The organism is Plantactinospora sp. ZYX-F-223 (assembly GCF_039649625.1).
GTDB lineage: Bacteria > Actinomycetota > Actinomycetes > Mycobacteriales > Micromonosporaceae > Plantactinospora.
The window spans coordinates 423,721-438,370 of sequence record NZ_JBDJAV010000001.1 but is presented as its reverse complement, the minus strand read 5'-3'; the positions used below and the strand labels follow the sequence as shown (position 1 = coordinate 438,370).

Sequence of the window (14,650 nt, the reverse complement as noted above, 5' to 3'; positions counted from 1 at the left end):
AAAGAAGTAGGGCAGTATTGGATCGTTCAAGTTGCTGGAATGTTTCGCACTTTGCACCCCGCACGACGATCTGTCAAGGCACCGCGTACCACCCCCGGATCAGGAGTTCCTTGTGGCCGACCGGCACCTCCAACCGCTGTTACACGATCTCGTCGGCGTCGTGCTGGCCCCGACCAGCGTGTTGACCGACGCGGACGGACAACTCAGACCTGTCGGCGTGCAGGGGGTCTTCCACGCCGACGCCCGGGTGCTGCGGCAGGCCGAGTTCCGGCTCGACGGCCGCGACCTGGAGGCGATCGGCAACGGTCCGGACGGTCCGCACGGGGCACGCTTCGTCTCGCTGGCCCGCTGGCTCGGCGACGAGGGCCCCGACCCGACGGTACGGGTCGACCGGGTCCGCCGGGTCGTCCCCCGGGGCGTCACCGAGGAGATCCACATCGTCTCCACCGCCGCCGACCCGGTACGCGCCACCGCCACCCTCGACCTCGGCTGCGACCTGGCCCCGGTCGAGACGGTCAAGTCGGGGCTGCCGACCAGCCCGCTGGAGGCCAAGTCCGGTCAGCCCGGCCAGCTCGGCTGGACCGCCGAGGGGATCACCGTCACGGTCAGCGGCGAGGGTGCCGACGCCGAGCCCGGGACCGGCCGGCTCCGCTGGTCGATCGAGCTGCCGCCGCGCGGCCAGGTCGTGCTGCGCTGGCGCCTGGCGGTGGACGACCCCCGGGCGGTCGTGGTCACCCCGCCCCGCGAGCCCGCCTGGTCCCGGCCGGAGGTGTCGGCGGACGACCTCCGGCTGGTCCGGCTGCTCGACCGTTCCCTGGACGACCTGCGGGCGCTCCGGCTCGCCGAGGCCGAGAGCCCGCACGAGGTCTTCCTCGGCGCCGGGGTGCCGTGGTTCCTCACCCTTTTTGGCCGGGACAGCATGTGGGCGGCCCGGATGCTGCTGCCGCTCGGCACCGAGCTGGCCGCCAGCACGCTGCGGGTACTCGCCCGTCGGCAGGGCACCCGGGTCGACGAACGGGCCGGCGAGGCGCCCGGCAAGATCATGCATGAGCTGCGCCGGCACGAGTTCGTCGCGGTCGGCAACGGCCTGCGGCTGCCCGCCGCCTACTACGGCACCATCGACGCCACCCTGCTCTGGGTGAGCCTGCTGCACGACGCCTGGCGCTGGGGCCTGCCCGACGAGGAGATCGTCCCGCTGCTGCCGCACCTGGAGGCGGCGCTGCGCTGGCTGGCCGAGCACGCCGACCCGGATGGCGACGGCTTCGTGGAATACCTCGACCTCAGCGGGCAGGGGCTGGCCAACCAGGGCTGGAAAGACTCGCACGACTCGATCCGGTTCCGCGACGGCAGCCTCGCCCGGCCCCCCATCGCACTGGCCGAGGTGCAGGGCTACGCCCACCGGGCCGCCCTGGACGGCGCGGCGCTGCTCGACGCCTTCGACCGCCAGGGCGGCGAGCGCTGGCGGGCGTACGCGGCCGGGCTCGCCGACCGGTTCCGGGCCAGGTTCTGGGTGGACGGGCCACTCGGCGCCCATCCCGCCCTGGCGCTGGACCGGGACAAGCGGCGCGTCGACTCGCTGACCAGCAACCTCGGGCACCTGCTCGGCACCGGTCTGCTCGACGCCGACGAGTCGGCCCGGGTCGCCGAACTACTCGCCGACGAAACCCTGGCCGGCGGCTACGGGCTGCGCACCATGTCGACCAAGGACGCCGGGTTCAGCCCGCTCTCCTACCACTGCGGGTCGATCTGGGCCCACGACACCGCCATCGCGATCGGCGGGCTGGCCGCGAGCGGCTACGCCTCGGCGGCGGCCCGGCTCGCCGACGGCCTGCTCGGCGCGGCGGAGGCGTTCGACTACCGGCTCCCCGAGCTGTTCAGCGGCGACGACCGGACGGCACTGGCCCGACCGCTGCCGTACCCGGCCGCCTGCCGTCCCCAGGCGTGGAGCGCGGCGGCCGCCGTGGTCCTGCTCCAGGCGGCGGTCGGCCTCTACCCCGACGTGCCCGCCGGCCAGGTCCAGCTCCGGCCCCTCACCGGTACGCCGTTCGGCGCGGTCACGGCCCGCCGGCTCCGGATCGCCGGCACCCCGGTCGACGTCACCGTCGACCGCACCGGCCACGGCACGATCTCCGGCCTGCCCTCCGGGCTGGTCCCCACACCCCGGCAGCGCTAGGGACTGTCTCGCCACGGGTGGTGCGCCTGGCCGGATGACCGTACCGACGGAACTGTCGACCTGCCCCGTCCACGCGCCCACCCGGCCGGCGATGCCGGCGATCCCACCGGCTGCGCCCACACACCGCCCGGACGGCACCTCCGACACCTGCACAGTGCCTCACACGAGCACTGTCGAGCTGCCCCGCCTGTGCTCCCGCCCCGCCGCGCGCCCGCCGGCCGAGTCGCTGCCCGGGTTCACCGGACGTGCCCCGCTTGTGCACCCAGCTCGACAGCGTGCGCGGCAGACCCCTCCCGCTCGGGCGCCTCGGCGCCAGCCGTCGGCGGCCGGTCGCCGGTCGTGCCTCAGGCCAGCAGCGCGTCGATGCCGACGGTGAGCCCGGGGCGCTGCGGCACCGAGCGCACGGCCAGCAGCACGCCGGGCATGAACGACGCCCGGTCGTACGAGTCGTGCCGGATGGTCAGCGTCTCACCGGCGGTACCGAACAGCACCTCCTGGTGCGCGACCAGGCCGGCGGCCCGGACCGCGTGCACGCGTACCCCGTCGATGTCGGCGCCGCGCGCACCCGGCACCTCGTCCTTGGTGGCGTCCGGGACGGGGCCCAGGCCGGCCTCGGCCCGGGCCTGCGCGATCAACCGTGCGGTGTGCGTGGCGGTGCCGCTGGGCGCGTCGAGCTTCTTCGGATGGTGCTGCTCGATGATCTCCACCGACTCGAAGTAGCGGGCTGCCCGGGCCGCGAACTGCATCATCAGCACCGCCCCGATGCCGAAGTTCGGTGCGATCACCACGCCCACCCCGGGCCTGTCGGCCAGCCAGCCACGCACCTGGTCGAGCCGCTGCTCGGTGAAGCCGCTGGTGCCGACGACCACGTGGATGCCCTGCTCGATGCACCAGTGCAGGTTCTCCATCACCACGTCCGGGTTGGTGAAGTCGACCACCACCTCGGCGCCCGCGTCGGAGGCACTGCCCAGCGAGTCGTCCTCGTCGACCATCGCCACCAGTTCGAGGTCGTCGGCAGCTTCCACCGCCCGGCACACCTCGACGCCCATCCGGCCACGGGCGCCCAGCACACCGACCCGCAGCGGCGCTCCCGCCGGCCGGGCCGACGACTCGGCGGACGATCCGGCCCGGGGTTCACGCACGTCACTCACGCGGCACAACTTATCCCACCCCGGGAGGTACGTCCGCCGGGTGCCCCGGCTGGCGTAGCGGCCGGGGCGAACGGCTCAGCCGGCGGCCGGGAAGTCGTCCGGGCCGAACGGGCCCACCACGGCCAGCGACATCGGCCGGGCCAGCAGGTCGGCCGCGAGCGCGTTCACCTCGTCCGCGCTGACCGCGTCGACCCGGGCCAGCAGCTCGTCGACCGGCAACAGGTCACCGAAGAGCAGCTCGCCCTTGGCCAGCCGGCTCATCCGGGAACCGGTGTCCTCCAGGTTGAGCACGTATGAGCCCTTCGCCATGCCCTTGCCCCGGGCCAGCTCGGCGTCGGTAACGCCGTGCGCGGCGACCTCGGCCAGTTCGGCCCGGACCAGCTCCAGCACCTCGTCGACCTTGCCCGGGGCGCAGCCGGCGTAGACCGCGAAGAGGCCGGTGTCGGCGTACTGGCTGGAGTAGGAGTAGACCGAGTAGGCCAGGCCACGCCGTTCGCGGATCTCCTGGAAGAGCCGGCTGGACATGCCGCCGCCCAGCACGTTGTTGAGTACCCCGAGCGCGAACCGCCGGTCGTCGAGCCGGCCGATGCCGGGACAGCCGAGTACGACGTGCGCCTGCTCGGTCTCCTTGTGCTCGACCACGCTGCCGGGCCGGCTGGTGCGTACCCGGGTGTCGGCCGGGCGCAGCGGGGCCGGTGCGGCCGGCTCGCCGTCCAGTACGGTGCCGTGCAGCGCCTGCCGGACCAACTTGACCACCTCGGTGTGTTCGAGGTTGCCGGCGGCGGCGATCACGATCGACGGTGCGGTGTAGCGACGCCGGTAGAAGCTCTGGATCTGCCGCCGGGACATCGGGGAGATGGTCTCCTCGGTACCGGAGATCAGCCGGCCCAGCGGGTGGTCGCCGTAGACCGCCCTGGCCAGCAGGTCGTGCACCTCGTCGCCGGGCTCGTCGTCGTGCATGGCGATCTCTTCGAGGATCACCCCGCGCTCGGTCTCCACGTCGGCGGCGGCCAGCACCGAGTCGGCGACCAGATCGCACATCACGTCGATGGCCAGCGGCAGGTCCTGGTCGAGTACCCGCGCGTAGTAGCAGGTGTATTCCTTGGTGGTGAAGGCGTTCGTCTCGCCGCCCACCGCCTCGATCGCCGCCGAGATGTCCAGCGCGCTGCGCTTGCGGGTGCCCTTGAAGAGCAGGTGCTCCAGGAAGTGCGAGACGCCGGCCTGCGGCCCGGTCTCGTCCCGGGACCCGACCGCCACCCAGATGCCGAACGAGACGCTCCGCATCGTGGGGATCGCCTCGGTGAGTACCCGCAGCCCGCTGGGGAGCACGGTGCGGCGTACGGTCCCGCCGAGCGGGTCGCTGTCCACCACCCGGGTCACCGCCCGGCCCGCCGGACCGGAGGCACCGCGAACGCCACCGGCGCCCGACACTCGTTTCGCCCGACTCAAGGGACCTGGCTCCTACCTGTACGCCGACGGCGCGGCGGACGCCGCACCCGGAACAGTGCGGCACCCGTACCCGATTCCGGTGCGGTGGTGCCGCGCGCGCCGCGCCGGCCGGGCCGCACGATCAGGTGCGGCATGGCCAGCGCGGCGCGATCGATCAGCTGTGCCGGTTGCGCCGGCGGCGCGGCTCGCCGCCACCGCCCTCGCCGCCACCTTCGCCGCCCTCGCGGTCGCCCCGGCTCGGGCCACGGTCGCCCCGGTCCCGGTCGCTGCGGTCCCGCGGGCCACGGTCGCCCCGGTCCCGGCCGGCCGGACGCTCGCCGCCGGCCGCCTGGTCCGGTGCCTCCTCGCCCTCGGGCCGCACCTTGTCCAGGTAGATCTTGCCGCGGGCGTCGATGTCGGCGATCTGCACCTCGACCTTGTCGCCGACGTTGAGGAAGTCCTCGACCCGCTCGACCCGCTTGCCGTCGCCCACCTTCGAGATGTGCAGCAGGCCGTCCCGGCCGGGCAGCAGCGAGATGAACGCCCCGAACGCGGCGGTCTTGACCACCGTGCCGAGGAACTTGTCCCCGACCTTCGGCAGCGTCGGATTCGCGATCGCGTTGATCCGCTCGACCGCGGCCTCGGCCGACGGGCCGTTGGTCGCGCCCACGTAGATGGTGCCGTCGTCCTCGATCGAGATCTCGGCACCGGTCTCGTCCTGGATGGCGTTGATGGTCTGGCCCTTCGGCCCGATCACCATGCCGATCTTGTCGACCGGGATCTTCACCGTGGTCACCCGCGGCGCGTAGTCGGACATCGTGGCCGGGGCCTCGATGGCGTTCTGCATCACGCCGAGGATGACCTGCCGCGCCTCGTACGCCTGCTGCAGCGCCGCCGCCAGCACGTCGGACGGGATGCCGTCGAGCTTGGTGTCGAGCTGGAGCGCGGTGACGAAGTCCTTGGTGCCGGCGACCTTGAAGTCCATGTCGCCGAAGGCGTCCTCGGCGCCGAGGATGTCGGTCAGCGTGACGTACTGCGTCTTGCCGTCGACCTCGTCGGAGATCAGGCCCATCGCGATGCCGGCCACCGGGGCCTTCAGCGGCACACCGGCGCTGAGCAGCGCCAGGGTGGAGGCGCAGACCGACCCCATCGAGGTGGAGCCGTTCGAGCCGAGCGCCTCGGAGACCTGGCGGATCGCGTACGGGAACTCCTCGCGACTGGGCAGCACCGGGATCAGCGCCCGCTCGGCCAGCGCGCCGTGCCCGATCTCGCGCCGCTTCGGCGCACCGACCCGGCCGGTCTCACCGGTCGAGTACGGCGGGAAGTTGTAGTTGTGCATGTAGCGCTTGGTCTTCTCCGGAGAGAGGGTGTCCAGCGCCTGCTCCATCCGGAGCATGTTCAGCGTGGTGACGCCGAGGATCTGCGTCTCGCCGCGCTCGAAGAGTGCCGAGCCGTGCACCCGGGGCAGCACCGCGATCTCGGCGGTCAGCGGCCGGATGTCGCGCACACCGCGGCCGTCCATCCGGACCTGGTCGCGCAGCACCCTGGCCCGCACCTCGGACTTGTTCAGCGAGCGGAAGGCCGCGCTGAGTTCCTTTTCCCGGCCCTCGTAGCTCGGGGCGAGCTGCTCGACGACCCGGTCCTTGATCCGCTCCAGCGCCTCTTCGCGCTCCGCCTTGCCGGCGATCTTCAGCGCCTCGGCGACCTCGCCGCGCGCCACTCCGGCGACCGCCTCGTAGACGTCGTCGGTGTAGTCGAGGAAGACCGGGAAGTCGGCGACCGGCTTGGCCGCCACCTCGGCCAGCTCGCTCTGCGCCCGGCACAGCTCCCGGATGGCCGGCTTGGCGGCCTCCAGACCGCTCGCCACGACCTCCTCGGTCGGCGCCGGGGCACCACCGGCGACCAGCGCCACGGTGTGCTCGGTGGCCTCCGCCTCGACCATCATGATCGCGACGTCGCCGTCCGGCAGGGCGCGACCGGCGACCACCATGTCGAAGGTGGCCCGGGCCAGCTCCTCGATGGTCGGGAAGGCGACCCACTGGCCGTCGACGTGCGCCATCCGGGTCGCCCCGATCGGGCCGGAGAACGGCAGGCCGGAGAGCTTGGTGGAGAGCGACGCGGCGTTGATCGCCACGACGTCGTACGGGTGCTGCGGGTCGAGCGCCAGCACGGTCTCGACGACCTGGACCTCGTTGCGCAGCCCCTTGACGAAGGACGGGCGCAGCGGCCGGTCGATCAGCCGGCAGGTGAGGATGGCATCCTCGCTGGGCCGCCCCTCGCGCCGGAAGAACGAGCCGGGGATCCGGCCCGCCGCGTACATCCGCTCCTCGACGTCGACGGTGAGCGGGAAGAAGTCGAACTGCTCCTTCGGGTGCTTGCTCGCGGTGGTCGCGGAGAGGACCACGGTCTCGCCGAGCTGGGCGAGGACGGAGCCGGCGGCCTGCCGGGCCAGACGCCCGGTGGAGAAGGTGATCTCGCGGGTGCCGAAGGACCCGTTGTCAATCACGGCGGTGCGGTGCTGGGTGCCCAGCGTGCTGCTGTTGGGGTTGGTCGTTTCGGTCATGGTGCGGTAGCACTCCTTCGATCGGGGGCCCGCGACTGCCCTCCGCGCCGGCATCCACCGGTGCGAGACCGTGGCCAGAGGAGCTGCCCAGACAACCGGTCTTCGATCGAAGCGCCCGGGGCGCCGGGAGTGCCGGCCGGCCCGGGGGCCACTACCGAGGACCGGTGCGTCGACCGGCTCCCCATCGGGTGGTCGCGCTGGCCCCTGGTTACGGGTGTGGCGAGGTGGGCGGGTGGAGCGACTGCCCGTCGGTGCCGTCGGCGACGTCGTCTCGCCGGGCCGGCACCGGGACGGCCGCTCCCCCGCTCAGATCACCGCCGCAGACCGAGTCGCTCGATGAGCGACCGGTAGCGGTTGATGTCCTTCTTCTGCATGTAGTTGAGCAGCCGCCGACGGCGACCCACCAGCAGCAGCAGACCACGACGGCTGTGGTGGTCGTGCTTGTGCACCTTGAGGTGCTCGGTGAGGTCGGCGATCCGCTTGGTCAGCACCGCCACCTGCACCTCGGGTGACCCGGTGTCACCCTCGGCGGTCGCGTACTCCTGGCGGATCTTGGCCTTGCTTTCCTGGTCGAGCGCCATGTCTCCCTGTTCCTGGATTGTCGTCTCCGCCCGGGCCGGTCGGTGGACCGGGCCGGGGCGACCCCGCACCCGCGGCGTCGTGCAGGCACGCGAGGCCACGCCGGTAACCCGACGTCCTCGTCAGGTTACCAGCCTGCTCCGGTCCGGCCGAGTCAAGGGCACGCCCGACCTGGGCGGGTCACCCCGCCTGGGAGGGTTTTCCCTGTTCAGCACGGGCTTGACTGCGGCCGGTCAGCCGAGTACCTGGCGGGTCCGCTCGACGTCGGCCCGGATCTGCGCCACCAGCGGCTCGATGCCGTCGTAGCTGCGCATCTCCCGCAGGTACGCCACGAAGTCCAGGGCGAGGCGTTCTCCGTAGAGATCGCCCGAAAAGTCCAGCACGTACGCCTCGACTCGGCGCTCCCTGCCGGAAAATGTCGGATTTGTTCCAATCGACACGGCGGAGGGGAGCCGTTCGGCGCCCTGTCCTGCCCGGCCGCCCCGGCGGATCAGCCAGGCCGCGTAGATGCCGTCCGCCGGCACCGCCGCGTACCGGTGGCAGAGCAGGTTGGCGGTCGGGAATCCGATCTCCCGCCCCCGCTGGTCGCCCCGGACCACCACACCCTCCAGCCGGTGCGGCCGGCCCAAGGCCGCCGCCGCGGCGGTCACGTCACCGGCGGCGACGCAGGCCCGGATGTAGGTGGACGAGAAGACCGTGTCGGCGTCGGCGACCAGCGGCGCCCCCTCCACCCCGAAGCCGAAGGTGCGGCCCAGCCGCTCCAGCAGCGCCACGTCGCCGGCCGCCCGGTGGCCGAACCGGAAGTTCTCCCCCACCACCACCAGCGCGGCGTGCAACTGCTCGACCAGTACGTCGTGCACGAACGCCTCCGGCGACAGCCGGGAGAAGTCCGGGGTGAACGGCACCACGCAGAGTACGTCCACCCCGAGCGCCTCGATCAGCTCCGCCTTGCGGGCCGGTTCGGTCAGTACCGCCGGGTGTGAACCGGCCCGGACCACCTCGGCCGGGTGCGGGTCGAAGGTGACCACCACCGACTGCACGCCCATGTCCCGGGCGCGCTTCACGGCGTGCCCGATGATCGCCTGGTGTCCCTGGTGTATCCCGTCGAAGACCCCGATGGTGACCACCGACCGGCCCCAACCGACCGGCGCCCCGTGGTACCCCCGCCACCGCTGCATCCCTGATCCCTTTTCCTTCCGTGCGCCTTCGCCGCCTCGGCCGCGCCGTCAGGCCGGGGCGAGCACGATCTCCGCCCGGGCCCGGCCGTCCCGATCGCTGACGATAGCGATCAGCCCGCCCGCCGGATCGAAGACCGCGTACGGCCCGGTGATGCCGGCCGGGTCGAGCGGGCCGCCGTGCGAGAGCACCTTCGCCTCGTCGGCGCTGGCCTGGCGCTGCGGGAAGAACCGCCGGGCCGCCGCCTCGACCGTCAGGTTGACCACCTCCGGGGCGCGTTCCTCAAGCTCCGGCAGGGTCGCCGCCTCGGACAGGGTGAACCCGCCCACGGCGGTACGCCGCAGCGCGGTCAGGTGCCCGCCGACCCCGAGCGCAGCGCCGACGTCCCGGGCCAGCGCCCGGATGTACGTCCCGGACGAGCAGTCCACCGCCACGTCCACGTCCAGCACCGCCAGCCCGCCACCACCGTTCCCGGTCGCCAGCCCGCCACCACCGTCCCCGGTCACCGCCCCGGCCGTCGTCGGTAGGTCGAGCCGGCGGATGGCCAGCAGGTCGAGTCGGGAGACGGTGACCCGGCGCGCGGCGAGGGCGACCGCCTCGCCGTCGCGTACCCGCTTGTAGGCCCGCTGCCCGTCGATCTTGATCGCGCTGACCGCGCTCGGCACCTGGTCGATCTCCCCGGTCAGCGCGGCGAGCCCGGCGGCGACGGCCTCGTCGGTGACGTGCCCGGCCGGGGTGGCCGCGAGCACCTCGCCCTCCGCGTCGTCGGTCACCGTCGACTGGCCGAGCCGGATCGTCGCGGTGTAGCTCTTGCCCGCCCCGATCACGTACGTCAACAGCCGGGTCGCCTTGCCGACCCCGATCACCAACACGCCGGTGGCCATCGGATCCAGGGTGCCGCCGTGCCCGACTCGGCGGGTCCGGGCCAGCCGGCGGATCCGGGCCACCACGTCGTGCGACGTCATGCCGCCGGGCTTGTCGACCACGATCAGACCGTCGGCGCCTGCGGGAGCATTCACGGGCAACCAGCCTGCCAGATACCGCCACCGCCGGCCGCTTCGCCCACGCCGGTGCGGGCCCGGCCAGGGCCCGGCGGTGCTGCCGCTGACCGGCCGCGAGCCGAACGGGTTGCTCCAACCCCGACGCGCGCGGCCGGACAGGTTTGGCGCCATGCTGCACGTTTGGACCGGCCGGTGTCATGCTCGGGTGCGGTGTGCTGCTGTCGACGGTGCCGTTCACCGACCGCTCCCTGGTGGTCGGCGTAGCCGTACTGGTGATCTTCTGCGCGCTGGCCGTACGGCTGTCGCCGCTGGTCTTTCCCCGGCCGACCACCGCCACCGAGGCACAGGCACGCAGTACGGACGACGGCCGGCCGATCACTACTGGCGGTCGGGCTGTCGCTACTGCCTCCGACTTCGGTCCCGGCTCGGGCGCCAGGCCCGGCAGGCGTACTGGGTCGACATCTGCGCGTCCCGTCCGGGGCTGCCGCCGTACGAGCCGTGACCGGTGGTGACGAGACGGTGCCGACGCCTTCCGGGGCGAGTCGTTCGTCAATCCGCTCGTCGGCGGAGAGGGACGCATGGGAGAGGAAGGTGGTCAGGCCCTTCGCCCGCAGCAGCTGGCCCAGTTCCTCCACGGTCTGCCTCGACTCGCAGAACACCAGGCGCTTCTCTCCCGCGTGCAGCGCGGCGATCACAGTTGCGACGTTGTCGAGCGAGTCGACGTAATCCAGTTCGATGTCACCCGGCGGCGGCCCCGGCATCACCGCCCCGGCAGCCGCTGGTCGCGGCAGCGGTTCCGGTGCGACGACCCGTCCCGGCCGGTTGCCGACGCCGGAGCCCTGGAGCCAGGCCAGCAGCTGGTCCGGGTTGCCCACGGTGGCGGAGAGCCCGACCCGTTGCAGCGGCCGGCCGACCAGGTGGGTAAGCCGTTCCAGTACGGCGAGCAGGTGCCAGCCCCGGTCGTCGCCGGCGAAGGCGTGCGCCTCGTCCACCACCACTGCCCGTAGGCCGGCGAAGAAGAGCCGGTGGTCGACGTTGACGCTGACCAGCATCGACTCCAGGGACTCGGGTGTGGTGAGCAGGATGTCGGGGCGCTCCCAGAGCACCGCTCGACGGCGGCTCGCGGTCACGTCGCCGTGCCAGACCGCAGCCCGGCGCCCGAGCCAGCCGGCGTACCGCTCCAGTCGGGGTAGCAGGTTGTTGAGCAGTGCCTTGAGTGGACAGAGGTAGAGGACCGAGGTGCCGGTCCACTGTTCGGCCGTCATCCGGGCCAGCAACGGGAAGGCCGCCGCCTCGGTCTTGCCGCCGGCGGTCGGGGCGAGAAGGATGGCGTCCTCGCCGGCGAGCAGCGGCGGCACGGCGTCGCGCTGCAACGGCCGCAGGTCCGGCCGGCTGCACCGGCCCCTCGCGCAGCGCGGCGAAGAACGCCCCGTCCCCCATCCGCCGCCGGATCCCGTCAGCGTCCGCGAGCAGCGCGTCCGACCGGTGTACGGCGGGGACCGGCTCCTCCGGGTGCAGGGCGGTGACCCGCCGCAGGTACGCCTCCAGGATCGCCTGCTCGACCGACGCGGCGTCGAGCATGTGGCAGGTGAGGGTGAGGATCTGCTTCCCGGGCAGCCACGGGTCGGCGGCGCTCACCGGCTCGGCGAGCTTGCGGATCTCTCGCGCCTGCGGGTTGTGCGTCAGGATCTCCCGGAGCACCGCCATGAAGTGCGACTTCCGGAGCCGAACGAGCCGTGCAGGAACATCGCCTGGGACCGGCAGGTGGAGATGGCGTGCCCGATCCGCCGCAGTGCCTGGTCGAAGCTCTCTCGGAGCTGGTCGGTGACGACGTACTGGTCGAGGTCGGCTCCTTCGGCGGCCTTGACCACGAAGTCGCTCTCGCCCACCGAGGTCGGGATGTCGATCAGGTCCCGCAGCAGGGTCATCCGCTCTCCTCCACCGCTGTGCCGCCGTGCCGCTCCGCCGCCCGCCACCGTACGCCGCCGAGGCGTGACGGCCAGCTACCCACCGCCCGCCACGCGCGTAAGGACGGGCTGCCGCGCGCACCACCACGCCGGAACGGCACTCTTCGTTATGCTGAGCGTCACGGGCAGGTCGACCGCAGGGGGTGAGGCGATGAGTGCCGAGCCGGTGTACGAACGGTTCCGCCCGCCGCCCGGTGGCTTCACCGCCGATGATCTCGACCGGATTCCCGGCCTTCCCCCGCACACCGAGCTCATCGACGGGAGCCTCGTCTTCGTGAGCCCGCAGAAGCTCTTCCACATGAAGGTGCTCCGGCTGCTGGAGCAGGCGCTGGCCCTCGCCGCGCCGACGGACCGGTTCCGGGTCCGGCGGGAGATGTCGGTGGTGCTCGGCCCGCAGCAGCGCCCCGAGCCGGACCTGATCGTGGTGCACGCCGACGCCGACGTCGACAACGACCAGACCTGGTATCCGGCGGACGCGGTGGTGCTCGCGGTGGAGGTGGTCTCGCCCGACTCCGTCCTGCGCGACCGGGAACGCAAGCCGCAGATCTACGCCCAGGCCGGCATCCCGCACTTCTGGCGGGTCGAGGACAGCTCCGGGCAACCCACCGTCTACGTCCATACCCTGGGGACGACGTCCCGCACCTACCGGCCGACCGGCATCTTCCACGGCCGGCTGAAGCTCTCCGAGCCCTTCGAGCTGGACATCGACCTCACCGGGATCGACCGGATCTGACGTCCTGGCCGTTCCGGCGGGGTCGGCGCCGCGCCGGAAGAAGTCACTCAGCCCTTCGGCGGCCTCGCCGGAGATGTCGAACCGCCACACCTGGTTTGTGCTTGTCGAAGAGCTTGCCGGTGGCGCGCAGCCCGGACAGGTATTCGAACGCCTCCCGCAGCCAGTCGCGGTCGTTCTTCCGCGAGTTCTTGACCAGGTACGCCTGCCGTCGCTCGATCGCCCGCTCGGCCGGCGCGGCCGGGTCGTTGCTTCCGCAGGTCGTCCACGAGGTTCCGTACCTGTCCTTGCAGCGCCCGTAGCTCGATCACGACCAGATCCTACGGGCGCCGTTGGGCCTGGGCCTATGCCCGTTCAGCCCCGACGGTCCGGTAGGACGACGGATGCAACAGGGCTTTCCGTCTGCTCCAGATGGTCCACCACCTACGTGATTATCCAGATCACCGACGCGTTAATCGATAGCACGGCAGCCAAGATATCTCCAGCGGACGTCATTCACGCGACAGATCATTGAGTCGATCAATACAGGCCCATAGGTTCTCCTCTATGGCTGACGCCACTTCCGTCCCCCTCCAGCCATCAGCCGACGACTCAAAAGATCCGGTTGAAAACCCCAAGGCTGGCTGGCATCCCGACTTCTTGAAGGGAAAGATCCTCAAGAAGGAGGATGTGCTGTATTACAGAACTTCTGGTTCAGGGTCACACGCCTCTGGCTCCTACTGGGGAACCCCGTGATCCTGGCGCTTGGCATCGCCGCCATGGTTGCCCTGAAAACGCCCATCGACGGGCTCCTGCCGGCGATTCTCTTCGGCGCGTTAGTGCTTTCGCTAGCCCTGTCGTCGGCGCTCTGCTACCGACAGTTCAAGCGGGTCCGGGCGACCAGACTCTACCTCAAGCAACTGAACGTGATCTATCGCAGCACGCTCCATGAGCACCTGTCCGAGTCAGCCCAATCAAGTCAAGATGCCACTCTGATCCATCAGAGACGTTATCGGGAGGACATGCCGGACCTCATCTCACAATTTCGAGAGGAGGCCAACCGGAACCGCAGAATCCACAATAGAATCCACAATCGCTGGCAGATCGTCATGATCGTCGGATCGGTAGCAGCCTCCGCAGTCGCTACCGCGTCCGCATTCTTCAGCGGCACTCGCTGGTTCTCTGTTGCAATAACCGCATTAGTGGACTGGCAGCCGGCTTCACTGGATATTTCAAATATCACGAACACAGCTTCAACCTACAGCAGACGGCGGACGCCATAGAGCGGGAATACGAGGCGGTCGAACTCCGAGTTGGGCAGTACGCCAACAAAGACGACAAGGAAGCATACAGCCTGTTCGCACAGACCGTCGAACGCCTACGAGACGAACAAAGCAAGCGCCAGCAGCAGTTGGATCAGCCGGTTGAGGTCAAGCGTGACGAGTGAGCAGGTCACGCTGGCCGTAGGGCTTGTCGCCTTCGCGATAGTCACCGCGACGACCTGGTTGTCCGTGCACAAAGAGCCAACCAGAGACTCGCGCTTCCAGCATCGAACCGCGCTCCTGCCAATCGCGTGCCTCATACTTGCGCTCATCGGCGTCATCATCATGATCATGTCACCGTAAATTCGAGCCTGGGACCGCAGCTATCGTCAACGAGACAATGACCCTACCTCCTTCGGAGCTGCAGATTGATGCGCGGCAGACCAATCCAATTCCCCGTACCCTATTAGGAGAGGACCGGCCGAGACGCTGGCGGCGTGCCGCGGCCCGGCACGGACACGGTGCCGGCCGGCGCCCGACAGACCCCGCCACCGCACCAGTCGTACCGCGCCGTAGGCGACGATCGTCACCGCGAAGCTCGCGCACCGACCGCCCGAGGTGGCGTGCCCGGCGGCCCCGGT

General features: G+C 71.2%; 12 protein-coding genes. 3 read left to right on the top strand and 9 right to left on the bottom strand.

Annotated features, from left to right (window positions below; translation table 11 throughout):
- Positions 1-112 precede the first annotated feature (112 nt).
- Complete coding sequence (locus tag AAH979_RS01835) at positions 113-2,173, top strand: glycogen debranching N-terminal domain-containing protein (RefSeq protein ID WP_346255991.1); 2,061 nt, start codon at positions 113-115, stop codon at positions 2,171-2,173.
- A gap of 344 nt (positions 2,174-2,517) precedes the next feature.
- On the opposite strand, the gene dapB is transcribed toward AAH979_RS01835, so the two are convergent.
- The 8 genes from dapB to AAH979_RS01795 all read right to left on the bottom strand — a co-directional run bounded on the left by dapB (position 2,518) and on the right by AAH979_RS01795 (position 11,999).
- The gene (dapB, locus tag AAH979_RS01830; RefSeq protein WP_346256303.1) at positions 2,518-3,315 is read right to left on the bottom strand and encodes a 4-hydroxy-tetrahydrodipicolinate reductase; all 798 of its coding nucleotides are present in this window, start codon (positions 3,313-3,315) and stop codon (positions 2,518-2,520) included.
- Between the two features lie 84 nt (positions 3,316-3,399).
- Positions 3,400-4,755: a pitrilysin family protein gene (locus AAH979_RS01825; protein WP_346256302.1), complete on the bottom strand. Its 1,356-nt coding sequence runs from the start codon at positions 4,753-4,755 to the stop codon at positions 3,400-3,402.
- Between the two features lie 172 nt (positions 4,756-4,927).
- Positions 4,928-7,315 (bottom strand): polyribonucleotide nucleotidyltransferase, encoded by a 2,388-nt coding sequence (locus AAH979_RS01820; RefSeq protein WP_346255990.1) that lies wholly within the window; start codon positions 7,313-7,315, stop codon positions 4,928-4,930.
- Positions 7,316-7,626: 311 nt separating this feature from the next.
- Positions 7,627-7,896, bottom strand: a complete 270-nt coding sequence (gene rpsO, locus AAH979_RS01815) for a 30S ribosomal protein S15 (protein ID WP_318395265.1) — start codon at positions 7,894-7,896, stop codon at positions 7,627-7,629.
- 231 nt (positions 7,897-8,127) lie between these two features.
- On the bottom strand, positions 8,128-9,072 hold the full coding sequence (locus tag AAH979_RS01810; RefSeq protein ID WP_346255989.1) for a bifunctional riboflavin kinase/FAD synthetase: 945 nt from the start codon (positions 9,070-9,072) through the stop codon (positions 8,128-8,130).
- Between the two features lie 48 nt (positions 9,073-9,120).
- On the bottom strand, positions 9,121-10,089 hold the full coding sequence (gene truB, locus AAH979_RS01805) for a tRNA pseudouridine(55) synthase TruB (protein WP_346255988.1): 969 nt from the start codon (positions 10,087-10,089) through the stop codon (positions 9,121-9,123).
- Positions 10,086-11,444: a DEAD/DEAH box helicase gene (locus AAH979_RS01800; RefSeq protein ID WP_346255987.1), complete on the bottom strand. Its 1,359-nt coding sequence runs from the start codon at positions 11,442-11,444 to the stop codon at positions 10,086-10,088. The genes truB and AAH979_RS01800 overlap by 4 nt, the downstream gene beginning before the upstream one ends.
- Before the next feature lie 309 nt (positions 11,445-11,753).
- Complete coding sequence (locus AAH979_RS01795) at positions 11,754-11,999, bottom strand: hypothetical protein (RefSeq protein WP_346255986.1); 246 nt, start codon at positions 11,997-11,999, stop codon at positions 11,754-11,756.
- A 190-nt stretch (positions 12,000-12,189) separates the two neighbouring features.
- On the opposite strand from AAH979_RS01795, the gene AAH979_RS01790 reads away from it, so the two are divergent.
- Positions 12,190-12,771, top strand: a complete 582-nt coding sequence (locus AAH979_RS01790; RefSeq protein ID WP_346255985.1) for a Uma2 family endonuclease — start codon at positions 12,190-12,192, stop codon at positions 12,769-12,771.
- Between the two features lie 728 nt (positions 12,772-13,499).
- Positions 13,500-14,030 (top strand): hypothetical protein, encoded by a 531-nt coding sequence (locus AAH979_RS01785; RefSeq protein ID WP_346255984.1) that lies wholly within the window; start codon positions 13,500-13,502, stop codon positions 14,028-14,030.
- A gap of 95 nt (positions 14,031-14,125) precedes the next feature.
- Here AAH979_RS01785 and AAH979_RS01780 read toward each other — a convergent pair whose 3' ends face one another.
- Positions 14,126-14,362 (bottom strand): hypothetical protein, encoded by a 237-nt coding sequence (locus AAH979_RS01780; protein WP_346255983.1) that lies wholly within the window; start codon positions 14,360-14,362, stop codon positions 14,126-14,128.
- Between the last annotated feature and the right edge of the window lie 288 nt (positions 14,363-14,650).

Coding starts and splice junctions, on each gene's coding strand:
- AAH979_RS01810 (WP_346255989.1), bottom strand. CDS start 9,072: ATGCAGCGGTGGCGGGGGTACCACGGGGCGCCGGTCGGTTGGGGCCGG.
- AAH979_RS01790 (WP_346255985.1), top strand. CDS start 12,190: ATGAGTGCCGAGCCGGTGTACGAACGGTTCCGCCCGCCGCCCGGTGGC.
- AAH979_RS01780 (WP_346255983.1), bottom strand. CDS start 14,362: ATGATCATGATGATGACGCCGATGAGCGCAAGTATGAGGCACGCGATT.
- AAH979_RS01820 (WP_346255990.1), bottom strand. CDS start 7,315: ATGACCGAAACGACCAACCCCAACAGCAGCACGCTGGGCACCCAGCAC.
- AAH979_RS01795 (WP_346255986.1), bottom strand. CDS start 11,999: ATGACCCTGCTGCGGGACCTGATCGACATCCCGACCTCGGTGGGCGAG.
- rpsO (WP_318395265.1), bottom strand. CDS start 7,896: ATGGCGCTCGACCAGGAAAGCAAGGCCAAGATCCGCCAGGAGTACGCG.